This window comes from Palleronia sediminis (assembly GCF_004358695.1).
In the GTDB taxonomy this organism is placed as follows: Bacteria; Pseudomonadota; Alphaproteobacteria; order Rhodobacterales; family Rhodobacteraceae; genus Palleronia; species Palleronia sediminis.
The window spans coordinates 97,101-114,155 of sequence record NZ_SNAA01000007.1 but is presented as its reverse complement, the minus strand read 5'-3'; the positions used below and the strand labels follow the sequence as shown (position 1 = coordinate 114,155).

General features: G+C 69.2%; 19 protein-coding genes. 14 read left to right on the top strand and 5 right to left on the bottom strand.

Features of this window, described 5'->3' with window-relative positions; translation table 11 throughout:
- Nucleotides 1-2 precede the first annotated feature (2 nt).
- The 5 genes from E2L08_RS08170 to E2L08_RS08150 all read left to right on the top strand — a co-directional run bounded on the left by E2L08_RS08170 (nucleotide 3) and on the right by E2L08_RS08150 (nucleotide 4,186).
- On the top strand, nucleotides 3-1,718 hold the full coding sequence (locus tag E2L08_RS08170) for a sensor histidine kinase (protein WP_133396576.1): 1,716 nt from the start codon (nucleotides 3-5) through the stop codon (nucleotides 1,716-1,718).
- Between the two features lie 92 nt (nucleotides 1,719-1,810).
- Entirely contained in the window at nucleotides 1,811-2,185 is a 375-nt protein-coding gene (locus E2L08_RS08165; RefSeq protein ID WP_133396575.1) for an HPr kinase/phosphorylase, read from the top strand.
- A 381-nt stretch (nucleotides 2,186-2,566) separates the two neighbouring features.
- Nucleotides 2,567-2,986, top strand: a complete 420-nt coding sequence (locus tag E2L08_RS08160) for a PTS sugar transporter subunit IIA (RefSeq protein WP_133396574.1) — start codon at nucleotides 2,567-2,569, stop codon at nucleotides 2,984-2,986.
- Between the two features lie 6 nt (nucleotides 2,987-2,992).
- Nucleotides 2,993-3,262, top strand: a complete 270-nt coding sequence (locus tag E2L08_RS08155; RefSeq protein WP_133396573.1) for an HPr family phosphocarrier protein — start codon at nucleotides 2,993-2,995, stop codon at nucleotides 3,260-3,262.
- Between the two features lie 93 nt (nucleotides 3,263-3,355).
- The gene (locus E2L08_RS08150; protein ID WP_133396618.1) at nucleotides 3,356-4,186 is read left to right on the top strand and encodes a lysophospholipid acyltransferase family protein; all 831 of its coding nucleotides are present in this window, start codon (nucleotides 3,356-3,358) and stop codon (nucleotides 4,184-4,186) included.
- A 7-nt stretch (nucleotides 4,187-4,193) separates the two neighbouring features.
- Here E2L08_RS08150 and E2L08_RS08145 read toward each other — a convergent pair whose 3' ends face one another.
- Both E2L08_RS08145 and E2L08_RS08140 read right to left on the bottom strand, forming a co-directional pair.
- Nucleotides 4,194-4,403: a DUF2842 domain-containing protein gene (locus E2L08_RS08145; RefSeq protein ID WP_133396572.1), complete on the bottom strand. Its 210-nt coding sequence runs from the start codon at nucleotides 4,401-4,403 to the stop codon at nucleotides 4,194-4,196.
- Nucleotides 4,404-4,412: 9 nt separating this feature from the next.
- Nucleotides 4,413-5,705, bottom strand: coding sequence for an adenylosuccinate synthase (locus E2L08_RS08140; protein WP_133396571.1), 1,293 nt, complete (start codon nucleotides 5,703-5,705; stop codon nucleotides 4,413-4,415).
- A gap of 138 nt (nucleotides 5,706-5,843) precedes the next feature.
- Between E2L08_RS08140 and secG the strand changes: the two genes are divergently transcribed.
- From secG to E2L08_RS08100, 8 genes are all read left to right on the top strand, one after another.
- Nucleotides 5,844-6,224: a preprotein translocase subunit SecG gene (secG, locus tag E2L08_RS08135; protein ID WP_133396570.1), complete on the top strand. Its 381-nt coding sequence runs from the start codon at nucleotides 5,844-5,846 to the stop codon at nucleotides 6,222-6,224.
- Nucleotides 6,225-6,368: 144 nt separating this feature from the next.
- Nucleotides 6,369-8,012 (top strand): CTP synthase, encoded by a 1,644-nt coding sequence (gene pyrG, locus E2L08_RS08130; protein ID WP_133396569.1) that lies wholly within the window; start codon nucleotides 6,369-6,371, stop codon nucleotides 8,010-8,012.
- Nucleotides 8,013-8,108: 96 nt separating this feature from the next.
- Nucleotides 8,109-8,324: a CsbD family protein gene (locus E2L08_RS08125; protein ID WP_133396568.1), complete on the top strand. Its 216-nt coding sequence runs from the start codon at nucleotides 8,109-8,111 to the stop codon at nucleotides 8,322-8,324.
- 128 nt (nucleotides 8,325-8,452) lie between these two features.
- Nucleotides 8,453-9,937 carry an FAD-dependent oxidoreductase gene (locus E2L08_RS08120; RefSeq protein ID WP_133396567.1) on the top strand — a complete coding sequence of 495 codons (1,485 nt, stop codon included), beginning with the start codon at nucleotides 8,453-8,455 and terminating at the stop codon, nucleotides 9,935-9,937.
- Between the two features lie 73 nt (nucleotides 9,938-10,010).
- A complete protein-coding gene (gene hflK, locus E2L08_RS08115; RefSeq protein ID WP_133396566.1) occupies nucleotides 10,011-11,255 on the top strand; it encodes an FtsH protease activity modulator HflK in 1,245 nt (414 codons plus the stop codon).
- Nucleotides 11,255-12,310 carry a protease modulator HflC gene (gene hflC, locus E2L08_RS08110; RefSeq protein WP_133396565.1) on the top strand — a complete coding sequence of 352 codons (1,056 nt, stop codon included), beginning with the start codon at nucleotides 11,255-11,257 and terminating at the stop codon, nucleotides 12,308-12,310. Before hflK ends, hflC begins: the two co-directional genes overlap by 1 nt.
- Nucleotides 12,310-12,498, top strand: a complete 189-nt coding sequence (locus tag E2L08_RS08105; RefSeq protein WP_133396564.1) for a DUF2065 family protein — start codon at nucleotides 12,310-12,312, stop codon at nucleotides 12,496-12,498. The genes hflC and E2L08_RS08105 overlap by 1 nt, the downstream gene beginning before the upstream one ends.
- A 235-nt stretch (nucleotides 12,499-12,733) precedes the next feature.
- Entirely contained in the window at nucleotides 12,734-14,122 is a 1,389-nt protein-coding gene (locus E2L08_RS08100) for a DegQ family serine endoprotease (RefSeq protein ID WP_133396617.1), read from the top strand.
- Between the two features lie 72 nt (nucleotides 14,123-14,194).
- Here E2L08_RS08100 and E2L08_RS08095 read toward each other — a convergent pair whose 3' ends face one another.
- Nucleotides 14,195-14,713 (bottom strand): peptidoglycan-binding domain-containing protein, encoded by a 519-nt coding sequence (locus E2L08_RS08095; RefSeq protein ID WP_240758165.1) that lies wholly within the window; start codon nucleotides 14,711-14,713, stop codon nucleotides 14,195-14,197.
- Between the two features lie 62 nt (nucleotides 14,714-14,775).
- Nucleotides 14,776-15,165 carry an OB-fold nucleic acid binding domain-containing protein gene (locus E2L08_RS08090; protein ID WP_133396563.1) on the bottom strand — a complete coding sequence of 130 codons (390 nt, stop codon included), beginning with the start codon at nucleotides 15,163-15,165 and terminating at the stop codon, nucleotides 14,776-14,778.
- 105 nt (nucleotides 15,166-15,270) lie between these two features.
- On the opposite strand from E2L08_RS08090, the gene E2L08_RS08085 reads away from it, so the two are divergent.
- The gene (locus E2L08_RS08085) at nucleotides 15,271-15,594 is read left to right on the top strand and encodes a 2Fe-2S iron-sulfur cluster-binding protein (RefSeq protein WP_133396562.1); all 324 of its coding nucleotides are present in this window, start codon (nucleotides 15,271-15,273) and stop codon (nucleotides 15,592-15,594) included.
- A gap of 88 nt (nucleotides 15,595-15,682) precedes the next feature.
- Here E2L08_RS08085 and purD read toward each other — a convergent pair whose 3' ends face one another.
- The gene (gene purD, locus E2L08_RS08080) at nucleotides 15,683-16,948 is read right to left on the bottom strand and encodes a phosphoribosylamine--glycine ligase (protein ID WP_133396561.1); all 1,266 of its coding nucleotides are present in this window, start codon (nucleotides 16,946-16,948) and stop codon (nucleotides 15,683-15,685) included.
- Between the last annotated feature and the right edge of the window lie 107 nt (nucleotides 16,949-17,055).

The following is a 17,055-nucleotide window of genomic DNA, read 5'->3' as shown; positions in this document are numbered from 1 at the left end:
CGATGGCGACTGACAGCGGATCGGAGCCGGCACGCGCCGGGCGCGGCGGCGTCCTTCTGGGCGAGGACTGGGTGCGCGCCGACGCCTCGGCCGACCGCGAGGCCCGGATGCGGTCGCGCGGCAAGGGCCTGATCGCGGTCAATCGCTCGCCGCTGGCGCGCAAGATCATCACCTTCAACCTGCTGGCCATCCTGTTGCTGGTCGCGGGCGTGCTGTTCATCAACCCGTTCCGCGACAGCCTCGTGTTCCAGCGCGAGGCGGCGCTGGTCGCCGAGGCCGAGCTGGTGGCCGACGTGCTCGAGGTGCAGCTTTCGGCCACGCCGGGCGCCGCGCTGGGCCAGGGCGTCGATCCGGTGGCCACGGTGGCCGGGCTCGACCTGTCGGGGCAAAGCCAGGTCTTTGTCTTCGGACTCGGGCGCGAGGTTCTGGCCACGTCGCGCGGGATGCCCCGCCCCGAGATCGAGCTTGTCGGCGGGCTGGAGCGCGACGACCGCTCGACCGTCATCACGGACATGCTCGACAATGCCTGGATGGCCGTCGCGGGGATGCTGACCAAGGCGCCCGAGGACGGCGCGGGCAGCCAGAACGACCTTTTGGCCGAACAGCTCGTCGAGCGCAGCTTCGGCGGTGCGACCCATGTCGAGACGAACCTCGTCAAGGACGGCAGCACGCTTTTCGCCGTCGCGACCCCTGTCGTCGTCGATGGCGAGGTCATGGGCGTAGTCGCGCTGACCTCGGGCGCGGGCGAGATCGACCAGCTCGTGCGGGCCGAGCGCGAACAGGTGTTGCAGATGTTCGTCATCGCCATCGTGGTCTCGATCGGGCTGAGCCTCGTGCTGGCCTCGACCATCGCCAACCCGCTGTCCGACCTCGCCGCCGCAGCCGAGATCGGGCGCGACAGGAACGCCCGCACGGTCAAGCCGAGCCGCGTGCGCATCCCCGACCTCTCGGCCCGCCCCGACGAGATCGGGCGCCTGTCGAGCGCGCTGCGCGGCATGGTCGCCGCGCTTTACGACCGGATCGACGCGAACGAACAATTCGCCGCCGACGTCGCGCACGAGATCAAGAACCCGCTCGCCTCGCTCAGGTCGGCGGTGGGCAGCCTGCGTTTCGTCAAGAAGGACGAGCAGCGCGCGCAACTGCTCGACGTGATCGACCATGACGTGCGGCGGCTCGACCGGCTGGTGAGCGATATCTCGAACGCCTCGCGACTGGACAGCGAACTCGTCAAGGAGGACGAGGAGCGGTTCAACCTGCTGACCATGATCGGCAACCTGGCCGAGTATCTCGGCCGCGACGCCGAGGCCAAGGGGATCGAGTTCATCTCGGACCTGCCGCCCGATCCCATCGTGATCGACGGGCTCGAAAGCCGCCTGGCGCAGGTCTTCGTCAATCTCATCACCAACGCGATCTCGTTCTGCAACGAGGGCGATGCGATCCGGCTCTGGGTCCGGCGGCGCGAGAACCGCGTTCTCGTCGTGGTCGAGGATACCGGCCCCGGCATCCCGCCGCAGGCCATCACCAAGATCTTCAACCGGTTCTATTCGCACCGGCCCGACGGGCAGTTCGGGAACAATTCGGGCCTCGGCCTCGCCATTTCCAAGCAAATCGTCGAGGCGCATGGCGGCGTCATCTGGGCCGAGAACATCATGCCCACCGATGCCGACCCCGATTCCGATCCGCTGGGCGCGCGTTTCGTCGTCGGACTCCCGATCTGAGCGGGCAGGGCGCGGAGCCGTCGCCCGCCGCGCCGGGATATGGCGAGACGGTCGTTCACGCCACGACGATTGCCGGGCCGTGCGGTGCCGCGGTGATCCTGGGGCCGTCGGGCTGCGGCAAATCGTCCCTCTCGCTCGCGGCGATGGTCGCATCCGACATCCGCCTCGTCTCGGACGACCGCACGATCCTGCGCCTCGCGGGGGGCGGGCTGATCGCCACGGCGCCCCCGTCCATCGCTGGGCTGATCGAGGCGCGCGGGATCGGGCTGCTCGGGGCCGAGCCCGCATCATCGGCCGAAGTGCTGCTGGCCGTCGACCTGTCCCGCGACGCGCCCGAGCGCCTGCCGCCACCCGCGACGTGGTCGATCCTGAATTGCGCGGTGCCCATGATCGCGGGGCGCGACTGGCGCGCCCTTGTCGGGCCGGTGGTCCAGATCCTGAGGGCGGGCCTGCCGCGCGACGTATGAGGCCCCAAAGCGGGCAACAATCGCGGGAACGGCCCCGCGATCGTTCCCCCCGCCCTCTACCCCGGTCTCGCCACCCCCCGCGACCAGACGCCGCAGGCGCGGCGACCCCTCAACCCGGCCCCGTTTCGCCCCGAGGCACGAAAATGCGCGCGAAATGCACAATGCCGCGCCGCAGCAGGCCGGATCGCGGCCGGGCCAAGCTCCAACGCGGTTTCCATGGCCCCGCGCGTTCGCCGCCTTGCAGCATCTTCGGCGAGGCGTTGCTTGCACACGCGGGCAAATCGGCGTGATGGGGCTTGCGGAACCGGGTGGGCGAGTGTCAACTTGACAAGCATAACGGGCGCCTGGGGCAGGTCGGCGCCCTCAGTGAAGGAAACGGCCTTGATCGGCATCGTCATCGTCGCCCACGGGGGGCTGGCCCGCGAATTTCTCGCGGCGGTCGAACACGTCGTCGGGCGTCAGGCCGGGATTCGTGCCGTCTCGATCGAACCCGAATGCAACCGCCCCGCCAAACAGGCCGAAATCTGCGCCGCTGCCGATGCGGTCGACGAGGGCGACGGGGTGATCGTCGCGACCGACATGTTCGGCGGATCGCCCTCGAACCTGTCGCTGCGCGCCTGCAATCCCGACAACCGCCGCATCGTCTATGGCGCGAACCTGCCCATGCTCATCAAGCTGGCCAAGTCGCGGCACCTGCCCGTCGCCGACGCGGTGCATGCGGGGCTGATGGCGGGGCGCAAGTATCTCGACACCATGACCAAGCCCGCACCCGAGCTCAGGCTGGCCGGCGGCCGCGGGTAAGGCGGCATGGCAAACCGCTCCCTCAAGATCGTCAACGAAAAGGGGCTGCATGCCCGCGCCTCGGCCCGTCTGGTCGAGGTGGTCGAAAGCCATGACGCCACCGCCGACGTGTTCCACGACGGGATGAGTGCGTCGGGCGACAGCATCATGGGGCTTTTGATGCTCGCCGCCCATTTCGGCACCGTGATCGAGGTGCAGACCGCCGGACCCGAGGCCGAGCCGCTGGCCGCCGCCATCGAGGCCCTCGTCGCGAGCCGCTTCGGCGAGGACATGTAGCGCGTGGCGCTCAAGGATACCCCGGCCGCGATCGTTCCCCGCCGCGCCTCTCCGGTCCGCCGCCATGCCCGCCATGCCGCGCAGGGCGACGGCATCACCGCGGTGGGCGAACGGCCCTATGACCGCCGGCGCCTGAGCTATGCCAACACCTTCGAGCATCCGCTGCACCGCGCCGTCATCAAGACGATCGAGGCCGCCACCGGCAAGCTGCGGCTGTTGCGCCTGATCCGCCGGTTCGAGGCGATGGGCGTGCCGCACGGGCAGCGGTTCTGGACGCAGGCGCTCGGGGTGATGGGGATCGAGCTCGACGTGCCGCCGGCCATGTTGGCGCGCATTCCCGCGCGCGGGCCGCTGGTGATCGTCGCCAACCATCCGCACGGGCTGATCGACGGAATGGTGCTGGGCGAGCTGATGGGCCGGGTGCGCGGCGACTACAAGATCCTGACGCGGTCGCTGCTGACCGGCGTGGCCGAGATCGACCGTTTCATGATCCCGGTGCCGTTCCCGCACGAGGCCGACGCGCTGGCCAAGAGCCTCGACATGCGGCGCCGGGCCATGGCCCATCTCGCGGCGGGCGGATGCGTGGTGCTGTTCCCCTCGGGGCAGGTCGCGACCTCGGAAACCGCGTTCGGCCCGGTGATCGAGGCGCCGTGGTCGCCCTTTACCGCCAAGATGATCCGCCAATCCGGCGCGGCGGTGGTGCCGATCCTGTTTCCGGGCCAGAACTCGCGCGCCTATCACATCGCCAACCGGATCTCGCCGGTGCTGCGCCAGGGTCTGTTGTTGCACGAGGTCGTGCGCGCATTGGGCCGGTCGCAGGCCCCGCGGATCGGCCGCGCCATCGCCCCTGCCGAGATCGCCGCGCGCCAGTCCGACCCGCGCGCCTTCATGGCTTGGCTGCGCGAGACGACGCTGGCGCTCTGAGCGGGGCTCAGGCGTCGGGGTCGCCCTGGCCCACGCCGCGAAAGATCGTGCGGAAGGGCAGCGCCCAGACCACGCCGAGCGCCATGTAGATCGCGAACTCGACCAGGATCGGCGGGCGGCCCAGCCATGTCACGACGCTCGAGGCGACGACGATGTAGACGGGCAGCCCGATCAGCAGGATGAACAGCGCCCAGCGGCGTTTTGAACGATAGGTCATGGACCCGTTCTAATCCGCGAACGGGTCGGTGACGAGGATCGTATCGTCGCGCTCGGGCGAGGTGGAGAGCAGCGCGACCGGGCAGCCGATCAGCTCTTCGATGCGGCGGACATACTTGATCGCCCCCGCCGGCAGATCCGCCCAGCTTCGCGCGCCCTCGGTCGATTCGGACCAACCGGGCAGCTCTTCGTAGACGGGGGTGCAGCGGGCCTGCCGGTCCGAGGCCGTGGGCAGGTGATCCAGCCGCGCGCCGTCGAGATCGTAGCCCACGCAGATTTTCAGCGTCTCGAACCCGTCGAGCACGTCGAGCTTGGTCAGCGCGATGCCGGTCATGCCCGAGATGGCGCAGGTCTGGCGCACGAGGCAGGCGTCGAACCAGCCGCAGCGCCGCTTGCGTCCCGTGGTGGTGCCGAACTCGTGGCCGCGCGTGCCGAGGCGTTCGCCGTCCGCGTCGTGCAGCTCGGTCGGAAAGGGGCCTTCGCCGACGCGGGTGGTGTAGGCCTTGACGATGCCCAGGGTGAAACCGACGGCATCGGGCCCCAGCCCCGAGCCGGTCGCAGCCTGCCCCGCGATCACGTTCGACGAGGTGACGAAGGGATAGGTGCCGAAGTCGATATCGAGAAGCGCGCCCTGCGCCCCCTCGAACAGGATGCGTTTGCCCTGGCGGCGCTTGTCGGCCAGCACCTTCCAGACCGGCGCGGCATAGGGCAGGATCTGCGGCGCGATCTCGTTCAGCGCGGAGAGCAGCGCGTCGCGGTCGATCGGGTCGAGCCCCAGCCCCGCGCGCAGCGCGTTGTGATGCACCAGCGCCCGGTCGACGCGGGTCTCGAGCGTCGCGCTGTCGCTGAGATCGGCTACGCGGATGACGCGGCGGCCGACCTTGTCCTCGTAGGCGGGACCGATCCCGCGCCCGGTGGTGCCGATCTTGCCGGTCGTGGCCTGATCCTCGCGGGCGCGGTCGAGTTCGCCGTGAAAGGGCAGGATCAGCGGCGTGTTCTCGGCGATCATCAGCGTGTCGGGCGTGATCTCGACGCCCTGGCCGCGGATCTGCTCGATCTCGCGCAGCAGGTGCCAGGGGTCGAGCACGACGCCGTTGCCGATCACCGACAGCTTACCCGGACGCACCACGCCCGAGGGCAGGGCGTGCAGCTTGTACACCTCGCCGTCGACGACGAGCGTGTGGCCGGCATTGTGGCCGCCCTGGAAGCGGACGATGACATCGGCCCGTTCGCTGAGCCAGTCGACGATCTTGCCCTTGCCCTCGTCGCCCCACTGGGCGCCCACGACTGCGACATTGGCCATGATCGGCCCCCCTTTCAAAATCCACAGGCCTTCTATCCACTCGGCGCGCGGGGCGAAACCGGAAAAGGGCGGGGTTGCGGGGCGGTCGGGCGGTCTTTACATGGCAAACGTCCGCAGTCGACCCAAGGCCTGTCCCTCATGGAAAACGTCGTTCTCGTCATTCACCTGCTGCTGGCGCTGTCGCTGATCGGCGTCGTTCTGATCCAGCGGTCCGAGGGCGGCGGCCTGGGAATGGGCAGCGGCGGGGGCGGCGGCGGCGGTGTCATGTCCTCGCGCGGCGCCGCGACCGCGCTGGGCAAGATGACGTGGATCCTGGCCATCGCCTTTATCGGCACCTCGATCTGGCTGACAATCATCGCCGCGCAGAACAGCGCCGGGACTTCGGTTCTTGACCGGATGGGGTTCGAGGGCGCCCCCATAACCGAAGGCGATCAATCGCCGTCCATCCCCGATCTCGGCGGCGACCTGCTGCCGCCGGCCGCGACGGATGCGCCGCTGACGCCGCCGCGGGCGGACTGACGACAGGGCAGGGCGCCGCCCGCGCGGTTGCGGGCGGTCCGCTTATGGGCTAGCCGTGGCGTCCCGTGGGGCAGGCGCATCGCCGCCCGTCCGGGCCGGTTCCAGGCTCCAACCGAATATCATGCACGGGGGGCTGTTCCGGCCATGGCACGCTATGTCTTCATCACCGGTGGCGTCGTTTCTTCGCTGGGCAAGGGGCTCGCCTCGGCCGCGCTGGGCGCGCTGTTGCAGGCGCGGGGCTTTTCGGTCCGGCTGCGCAAGCTCGACCCCTATCTCAACGTCGATCCCGGCACGATGAGCCCCTTCGAGCATGGCGAGGTTTTCGTGACCGATGACGGGGCCGAGACCGATCTCGACCTCGGGCATTACGAACGGTTCACCGGGGTCGCGGCGCGCAGCACCGATTCGGTCAGTTCGGGGCGGATCTATTCCAGCGTGCTCGAAAAGGAGCGGCGCGGCGACTACCTTGGCAAGACGATCCAGGTGATTCCGCACGTCACCAACGAGATCAAGGATTTCCTGACCATCGGCGCCGACGAGGTCGATTTCATGCTCTGCGAGATCGGCGGCACCGTCGGCGATATCGAGGGGCTGCCGTTTTTCGAGGCGATCCGCCAGTTCGGGCAGGAACGGCCGCGCGGGCAGTGCATCTTCATGCATCTGACGCTTTTGCCCTGGATCGCGGCCAGCGGCGAGCTCAAGACCAAGCCCACGCAGCACTCGGTCAAGGAGCTGCGCTCGATCGGGATCGCGCCCGACGTGCTGGTCTGCCGTTCGGAGCGTCCGATCCCCGAGAAGGAACGCGAAAAGCTCGCCCTGTTCTGCAACGTGCGCCCCGACAGCGTGATCGCGGCCTACGACCTCAAGTCGATCTACGAGGCGCCGCTGGCCTATCACCGCGAGGGGCTCGACCAGGCGGTTCTCGATGCCTTCGGGATCTCGCCCGCGCCCAAGCCCAACCTCGCCCGTTGGGAGGACGTGGCCGACCGCATCTTCAACCCCGAGGGCGAGGTGCGGGTGGCCATCGTCGGCAAGTACACCCAGCTCGAGGATGCCTATAAATCCATCGCCGAGGCGCTGACCCATGGCGGCATGGCCAACCGGGTGCGCGTGCGCATCGAATGGGTCGATGCCGAGCGGTTCGAGACCGAGGATCCGGCGCGCGTTCTCGAGGGGTTCCACGCCATCCTCGTGCCCGGTGGCTTCGGAGAGCGCGGCACCGAGGGCAAGATCAGCGCCGCGCGGTTCGCCCGCGAACGCAAGGTGCCCTATCTTGGGATCTGCCTCGGGATGCAGATGGCCGTGATCGAGGCCGCGCGCAACCTCGCCGGCATGCCCCGCGCCGGCAGCCAGGAGTTCGATCACGAGGCGGGCGAGGAACGGTTCGAGCCGGTGATCTTTCACCTGCGCGAATGGATCAAGGACAATCAGAAGATCGCGCGCGACGTGCTGGACGACAAGGGCGGCACGATGCGGCTCGGCGCCTATACCGCGCTGCTGACCGAAGGATCGCGCGTGGCCGAGGTCTATGGCACCCACCGCATCGAGGAACGCCACCGCCACCGCTACGAGGTGGACATCAAGTATCGCGAGGCGCTCGAGGCGCACGGGCTGTGTTTCTCGGGCATGTCGCCCGACGGGCGCCTGCCCGAGATCGTCGAGGTCCGCGACCACCCCTGGTTCATCGGCGTGCAGTTCCACCCCGAGCTGAAATCCAAACCCTTCGCCCCCCATCCGCTCTTTGCCGATTTCGTCCGCGCCGCCAAGGAGATGAGCCGTCTGGTCTGAGCCCTCGTGGCGGGCCGCGCGAATGTGATCGCGGCCGGCGGAACGTGGCCCCGTTGCCCGCGTTGAACGGGCGAAACCACGAAGAAGGAGCGCATCATGAGCGGGAACGACGACAAGGCGCAGGGCAAGGGCAAGGAAATGGGCGGCAAGGTCAAGGAAGCCGCCGGCAAGGCCGTCGGCAACGATGACCTCAAGCGCGAAGGCAAGGCCGACCAGGTCGAGGGCAAGGGCCAGCAGGCCAAGGGCGACGCCAAGAACGCCGTCGACAACGCCACCGATGCCGTCACGCCGGACGACAAGCACCGCGGCTGACCCCAAGCTGCAACGGGATGCAATGAACGGGCGCTTCGGCGCCCGTTTTCGTGGCGGGCAGGGGTGCGGCGCTTTCCAACCTGCGGCGGCTATGGAATACCGGCCGCGACGTTCTCGACGGGGGTGACATGACGGATTTCGACTATGACCTGTTCGTGATCGGCGGCGGCTCGGGCGGGGTGCGCGCGGCGCGCACCGCGTCCCAGGCGGGCGCCCGGGTCGCACTCGCCGAAGAGTCGCGCATGGGCGGCACCTGCGTCATTCGCGGCTGCGTCCCTAAAAAGCTGATGGTCTTTGCCTCGGGCTTTCCCGAGCAGATCGAGGATGCCCGCGCCTATGGCTGGGATGCCGGCATCGGCAGTTTCGACTGGCCGAGCTTCCGCAAGCAGCTCCATGTCGAGCTCGACCGACTGGAGCAGGTCTATTGCAGCGTGCTCGACAAGTTCGGGGTCGAGCGGTTCGACCAGCGCGCCCGGCTGACCGGCCCGCACGAGATCGAGCTGGCCGACGGCACCCGCAAGAGCGCGAAACACATCCTCGTCGCGGTGGGCGGGCACCCGGTCCGGCCGCCTTTCGCCAATGCCGAGCTCGGGCTCGTATCGAACGACATGTTCCTGCTCGAGGAATTGCCGCGCCGGATGCTGATCGTCGGCGGCGGCTATATCGGCTGCGAATTCGCCTGCATGATGGCGGGCATGGGCGTCGACGTGACGATGTATCTGCGCGGCGGCCAGATCCTCAACGGGTTCGACGAGGAATGCCGCGGCCTCGTCGCCGAGATGATGCGCGCGCAGGGCATCGACATCCATACCGGCACGACCATCGTCGAGATGGACCGCGCCGATGCCGAGGATCACATGCCGCGCGGCGCGGGATCCGACGCGGCCATGGGCACGCCGGCCGAGTTCAACCCCCATCCCGACGACCACCTGGGCGGCAACCCCAAGAGCGACACCGCCCGCCAGGCGGGCTGCCCGGTCTGGGTCAAGTCGACCAACGGGCGCGAGGACACGTTCGATCACGTTCTCTTTGCGACCGGGCGCGCGCCCTCGACCAAGGACATGGGGCTCGAGGAGATCGGGGTGGAGCTTGGCCGCCGCGGCGAGATCGTAGTGGACGAATACAGCCAGAGCACCGTGCCCTCGGTCTATGCCATCGGCGACGTGACCGGCCGGGTCGAGCTGACCCCCGTCGCGATCCGCGAGGCGATGGCGTTCACCCGCACCGTCTTCATGGGCGAAAAGACTCCGGTCGATTACGACACCATCCCCTCGGCGGTGTTCACCCGCCCCGAACTGGGCACCGTCGGCCTGACCGAGGAGCAGGCGCAGGAACGTGGCGGCATCGACGTCTATTGCACCTCGTTCCGCCCGATGAAGCAGAGTTTCGCGGGACGGTCGGGCCGGACCCTGATGAAGCTCGTCGTCGACAAGGAAACGCAGGTCATCCTTGGCGCGCATATCGTCGCGCCCGAGGCGGCCGAAATGATCCAGCTCGTCGGCATCGCGGTCAAGGCAGGGCTCACGAAACAACAGCTCGACGCGACCTGCGCCGTGCATCCGACCAGCTCCGAAGAGCTCGTGACGATGAGCGCGCCGTCACGCTCGGGTTGAACTGCGCGTCCCGCGCGCACATTTTGAACGCAACACGCACGATTATTGAAAGCATCGAGGGGACTCACCAAAGATGGCGAGCAACAATGGCGGACCCTGGGGCGGGGGTTCCGGGGGCAATAACGGCGCAGGCGGCGGCAACGATGGCCCCACCCGCCCCGATTTCGGCGGCCGGCGGCGGCCCGGCGCGGGCACCGGCGGCGACACCCAGGTGCCCGATATCGACAAGATCGTGCAGAAAAGCCAGGAACGCCTGCGCGTCCTGATGGGCGGCGGCGGCAATCGGCCGGGCGGCGGATCGGGCGGCGGGCCGAACCTCGGCGGGCGCTCGACCTTCGTGATCGGCGGCGTCGCGGTGCTGGCGCTGTGGCTTTTTGCCAGCTTCTACACCGTCCGCCCCGAAGAGCAGTCTGTCGAGCTGTTCCTCGGTGACTACTACGCCACCGGCGAGCCCGGCCTGAACTTCGCGCCCTGGCCCATCGTGTCCTACGAGGTGCTGCCGGTCACGCGAGAGCAGACCGAGACGCTGGGCGTCGGGCGCGGCACCAATGCCGGCGACGGGCTGATGCTGACCACCGACGAGAACATCGTCGATATCGACTTCGAACTGGTCTGGAACATCAGCGATCCGGCCGAGTTCCTGTTCAACCTCGCCGAGCCGGTCGAGACGATCCGCGCCGTCAGCGAAAGCGCCATGCGCGAGGTCGTCGCCCAGTCCGAACTGGCCCCGATCCTGAACCGTGACCGCGACGCCATCGCGCTGGCCGCGCAACAGATCATCCAGGACACGCTCGACAGCTACAACTCGGGCGTGAACGTCGTGCGTCTCAACCTCGACAAGTCCGACCCGCCCGCCGAGGTCATCGACGCCTTCCGTGACGTGCAGGCCGCCGAGCAGGAGCGCGAGCGGCTCGTCCGCCAGGCCGATGCCTATGCCAACCGCGTTCTGGCGGGCGCGCGCGGTCAGGCCGCGCAGATCCTCGAAGAGGCCGAGGCCTATCGCGCCCAGACCGTGAACGAGGCGCAGGGTGAGGCGTCGCGCTTCTCGGCGGTCCTTGCCGAATACGAAAAGGCCCCCGAGGTGACGCGCAAGCGCCTCTATCTCGAAACCATGGAAGAGGTGCTCGGCCGGGTCGACAAGGTGATCCTCGACGAACAGGGCGGCGCGGGCGGCCAGGGGGTCGTGCCCTACCTGCCGCTGAACGAGCTGCGCCGGAACACCTCGGGCCCCGGCGCGACGAACTCTGCCGCCACCCCGACGCGGGCCGCGGGGACGACCGTCACGAGCGGCGCGGCCATGAACCAGGGAACCAACTGATGACCAAGTTCTATGCTCTGATCGCGGTCGCCGCGGTCGCGATCATCGCCCTGATGGGGTCGATCTTTGTCGTGGACGAACGCGAACGTGCGCTCGTGCTCCAGTTCGGCCAGATCAAGCGGGTGAAAGAGGATCCGGGCCTCGCCTTCAAGATTCCCTTCATCCAGGACGTCGTGCGCTATGACGACCGGATCCTGTCGCTCGACACCGACCCTATCGAGGTCACGCCCTCGGACGACCGGCGCCTGATCGTCGATGCCTTCGCGCGTTACCGCATCGCCGATGTCGAGCAGTTCCGCCGCGCCGTGGGCGTGGGCGGCATCCGCTCGGCCGAGGGGCGGCTTTCGGCGATCCTCGTGGCGCAGACCCGTGCCGTGCTGGGTTCGGACGGCGTCACCTCGAACACGATCCTGTCCGAGGACCGTTCGGTGCTGATGACGCGGATCCGCGACCAGGCCCGGTCGCGCGCGCTGGCGCTGGGCGTCGACATCATCGACGTGCGGCTCAAGCAGACCGCGCTGCCCGACCAGAACCTCGCCGCGACCTTCGACCGGATGCGGGCCGAGCGCGAGCGCGAGGCCACGGACGAACGCGCCCGCGGCGAAGAGGCCGCGCAGCGCGTCCGCGCACAGGCCGACCGGACGCGGGTGGAACTCGTCTCCGAAGCCGAGCGGGATTCGCAGATCACCCGAGGCGAGGCCGATGCCGAGCGCAACGCGATCTATGCCGAGGCGTTTTCGGCCGATCCCGAGTTCTTCGACTTCTACCGTTCGCTCGCGGCCTATGACCGGTCGCTGCAGGGGGGGAACTCCACGCTCGTGCTGTCGCCTGACAACGCGTTCTTCAACTACCTCAAGACGGACCAGCCGGACGGCTCGCGCGGCAATGCCGAGCGCGAGGCGACGGCCACCGCGGAACGCGACGCCGCCGCGGCCGATGCAGCCAGCCGGGCCGGGGATGCCGAGGAGGCCGCCGATGCCGAGGCCGCCGCGGCGACCACGACCCGTCCGGGTTCGGGCGACGACACGCCCGACGCGGCAAGCGTCACGAACTGATGGGCTGGGCGGCGACCGCCCTCGGCCTCGTGCTGCTGATCGAGGGGCTGGCGCTTGCGCTGGCCCCTTCGCGTATCGAGGAGGTGCTGGATCGCCTGCGCGCGATGCCCGTCGAGGCGCGACGCCTGATCGGGCTTCTGGCGCTGGCCACGGGGCTTGCGCTGGTACTGCTCGGGCGCGCACTCTAGCGGCGGAAACATGTCGAAATTTCACGCCGTGTTGAGAACCCGCGACCCCCGGACCCGTTGAGCGGACGAAAATATCGCACATATTGCCGGGGCAACGAATGCAAGGGGCACGAACCCCAAGACGCGGGCCCGAGGGCCCGACCCCATCGCAAGATGATCCATCAAGGAGAACGACGTGACCGTGCAAACCACCTTCGACCTCGGGCGCCGCACCCGCGGTGTACTGACCGCCCTCATGCTCGGCACCGCGTTCGTCGCGCTGCCCGCCATGCAGGCCGATGCCGCGCCCGAAACCTTCGCGCCGCTGGCCGAGAAGATCAGCGATTCGGTCGTGAACATCACCACCTCGACCACCGTCGCCGCCAGCGCCGAGCAGATGCCCCAGATCCCCGAGGGCAGCCCCTTCGAGGATTTCTTTCGCGACTTCATGGATCGCGGCGAGAACCAGCGCCGCCCCCGCCGCAGCCAGGCGCTGGGTTCGGGCTTCGTGATTTCGGATGACGGCTATATCGTGACGAACAACCACGTCATCGAGGGCGCGGACGAGATCGCGATCGAGTTCTTCAACGGCGAGGAACTGCCCGCCGAGATCGTGGGCACCGACCCCAAGACCGATATCGCGCTGCTCAAGGTCGAAAGCGACGCGCCGCTCAAGCCGGTGCCCTTCGGCGACAGCGACGATGCCGCGGTGGGCGACTGGGTCATGGCGATGGGCAACCCGCTGGGGCAGGGGTTCTCGGTCTCGGCCGGGATCGTCTCGGCCCGCAACCGGGCGCTTTCGGGCACCTATGACGACTACATCCAAACCGATGCCGCCATCAACCGCGGCAATTCGGGCGGCCCGCTCTTCAACATGGAGGGCGAGGTCGTCGGCGTGAACACCGCGATCCTGTCGCCCAATGGCGGCTCGATCGGGATCGGTTTCGCCATGTCGTCGAACGTGGTCGAAAAGGTCGTCGACCAGCTCAAGGAGTTCGGCGAGACCCGCCGCGGCTGGCTGGGCGTGCGCATCCAGGACGTGACCGAGGATATCGCCGAAAGCATCGGCCTGGCCGAGGCGACCGGCGCGCTCGTCACCGACGTCCCCGAAGGCCCCGCCGAAGAGGCCGGGATGCAGGCCGGCGACGTGATCGTGTCCTTCAACGACCAGGAGGTTGCCGATACCCGCGAACTGGTGCGCCGCGTGGGCGATGCCGCGGTCGGGGCCGAGGTGCCGCTGACCGTCTATCGCGACGGGGAACGGGTGGAACTCGCCGTGACGCTCGGTCGCCGCGAAGAGGCCGAATCGGTGCCGGCCACGGCCAGCCGCGACGTGCCCGAAAGCAACGAGACCGAGCTTCTGGGGATCACCGTGACCGAGCTCGACGACGAGATGCGCGAGCAGCTTGGCCTTGGCGAGGGCGCCGAGGGGCTCGTCGTGACGGATGTGGCCGAGGATAGCGAAGCCTTCGAGAAAGGGATCCGCGCGGGCGATGTCATCACCGAGGCCGGCCAGCAGGGCGTGACCTCGTCGGCCGCGCTCGAGGACCGGATTGAAGAGGCGCGCGAGGCCGGGCGCCGCTCGGTGCTGCTGCTGATCCGTCGCGAGGGCGACCCGCGCTTCGTCGCGCTGCCCATCGAGTGATCGCGGCCCGCCGCGCCCTCTGACCGGGGGGCCGTCGCGCAACAGCGCGGCGGCCCCTTTCGCATGCGGATCTCAGCGGCCGAGGGCCTCGTCGCGGTCATAGACGATCAGCCCCAGCCGCTTGGCGCCCGCGATGCTCAGCACGTCGCTGTCGATCCCCTGGCCTGCCTGAAAGGCGCGGATGGCCTTGCGGGTCGCCCGGTCGACCTCGCCGCTGGGCGGGCCGGGCATGTAGCCGCGCACGATAAGCGCGCGTTGCACGGCGGCGATGAACTCTTCGGTCCAGACATCGCGGCAGGGGGTCTCGAACCAGATTTCCTCGCGGTTCTCGACGATGCGCTGGCTGGTCTCGGTGCGATAGCTGATCGAACCGTCGGGCGCGGTCTCGGCGAATTGCTCGGTCACGGTCTCGATCACGGCGGGGGTGTCGTCGCGACTGTGGCAGATATCGGGGCGCGACAGGTCGACCCGCTGGCTGCGCGTGGCGGCCAGCTCGGGTTCGCGGAACCTGTCCACGTCCGGCCCGAGGCCCGGCGCGCAGGCGCCGAGCAGGGCAAGGAGCACGGCCATGCGCGCGAAAACGACAGGCATGGGGCTGCGGCGACCTCCTGCGGGACTTCGGCGCAGAGGCTAGCGCCCCCGCCGCACCCGGCCTAGCCCGCCGTGTCGCTTTCGTGCCGACCTGTGGCCTCGACGCGCAGCAGGTCGTCCAGCATCCAGCTTATGTCCTCGATCTCTTCGGCGATCACGTGGGTCACGCCCGCCTCGCGCTGCAACCGCCCCGTCACCCGCAGGCAGCGCCCCGCGATCACCGCGCGGCGGAACCGTTCGTAGAGCTTGCGCCAGACGATGACGTTGCACACGCCGGTCTCGTCCTCGAGCGTCAGGAACACAACGCCCTTTGCCGTGCCCGGCCGCTGGCGCAGCAGCACCAGCCCCGCCACCGCGACCCGCGCGCCGTTGGGCGGCCGGTCCAGCGCGCCATGGGGCAGGCAGGCCGGCGGCCGGGGCCAGGGCGGAGGTGGGGCGGCGAAATCGCTCATGGGAACGTATATAGAACATGCGCGCCCCGCCGCCAATCCGGCTGGCATCCGCACGCGCCGCCGACTAGCAAGGGCCGCGAACATCATCCGAAAGAGGCCGCGCAAATGGCGAAGATCACCTATATCGAGCATGGCGGGACCGAGCATGTCGTCGACGTGCCCAACGGCCTGACGGTCATGGAAGGCGCCCGCGACAACGGCATCCCCGGCATCGAGGCCGATTGCGGCGGCGCCTGTGCCTGCTCGACCTGTCACGTCTATGTCGCCGAGGACTGGGTCGACCGCCTGCCCCCGCGCGAGGACATGGAACAGGACATGCTCGATTTCGCCTACGAGCCCGACCCGGCCCGGTCGCGACTGACCTGTCAGCTCAAGGTGTCGGACGCGCTCGACGGGCTGGTGGTGCAGATGCCCGAAAAGCAGATCTGACGCATCCGGGGGCATGGCGCCGCCCCCGGCCGACTCTTCTCTTTTCAAATACCCATGCCCGGCCGCGACGGGCGCGCCCGCCGCCGCGTCAGCGCAGGGCGCGCCACCCGATATCGCGGCGGAACTGCGCCTCGGGCCAGTCGACCGCGTCGACCATGCCATAGACCCGGTCGCGCGCCTCGCCGAGGCTCTCGCCGCGCGCGGTCACCGACAGCACCCGCCCCCCGGCCGAGACGACGCGCCCCTCGCGCATCGCCGTGCCCGAATGGAACACCATGCCCGTCGAGCTGCCCGTGATGGCCTCGATCCCGCCGATGGGCTGGCCCGTCTCGACGGGGCCGGGATAGCCGGGCGCGGCCATCACCACCGTCATCGCGTGATCCTCGGCCCAATGCACCCGCGCCTCGTTCAGACGCCCCTCGGCGCAGGCCTGCATCAGGTCGAGCGCCTGCGCCCCGAGCCGCATCATCAGCACCTGCGCTTCCGGGTCGCCGAAGCGCGCGTTGAATTCGATCAGCCGGGGCGCGCCGTCCTCGATCATCAATCCGACATAGAGCACGCCCGAATAGGGCGTTCCGCCTTGCGCGAGCGCGGTCATGCAGGGGCGCACGATCTCGTCCAGCGCGCGGGCCTCGACCGCGGCATCCATGACCGGGGCGGGGGAATAGGCGCCCATGCCGCCGGTATTGGGACCGGTATCGCCTTCGCCCGCGCGCTTGTGGTCCTGCGCGGTGCCGATGGGCAGCAAGTCGATGCCGTCCACCAGCACGAAGAACGACGCCTCTTCGCCGGTCAGCATCTCCTCGATCACGACGGCCGAGCCGGCGGCGCCGAACTGGCCGGCGAATATGTCCTCGACCGCCGCCTCGGCCTCGGCCAGGCTCGAGGCGACGGTCACGCCCTTGCCGGCGGCCAGCCCGTCGGCCTTGACCACGACGGGCGCGCCCTGTTCGCGGATATGGGCCAGCGCGGGGGCGGCCTCGGTGAACCGCGCATAGCGCGCGGTAGGCGCGCCCACCGCGTCGCACAGCGCCTTGGTAAAGCTCTTCGAGGTCTCGACCATCGCCGCCGCGCGGTCGGGTCCGAACACCGCGATCCCGGCCGCGCGCAGCGCATCGGCCACGCCCGCGGCCAGCGGCGCCTCGGGGCCGATGAGGACGAGGTCGATGGCGCAATCGACGGCGGCCTGCACGACCGCGGGCGCGTCGCAGATATCGACGCGCATCGTCTCGGCGATGGCCGCGATCCCGGCATTGCCCGGCGCCACGATCAGGCGATCGCATTTGGGGTTCTGCAGCACCGCCCAGGCCAGCGCATGTTCGCGACCGCCGCCGCCGAGGATCAGGATGTTCATGCCGCCGCTCCGTTCCGCCGCCCGTTCGGGGCCGCTGATAGCGGCGCACCCCGGCGGTGTGAAGCGCGCGCGGCCTTCCGCCCGTGGGCGTCGGGCGCTAGTCTCGC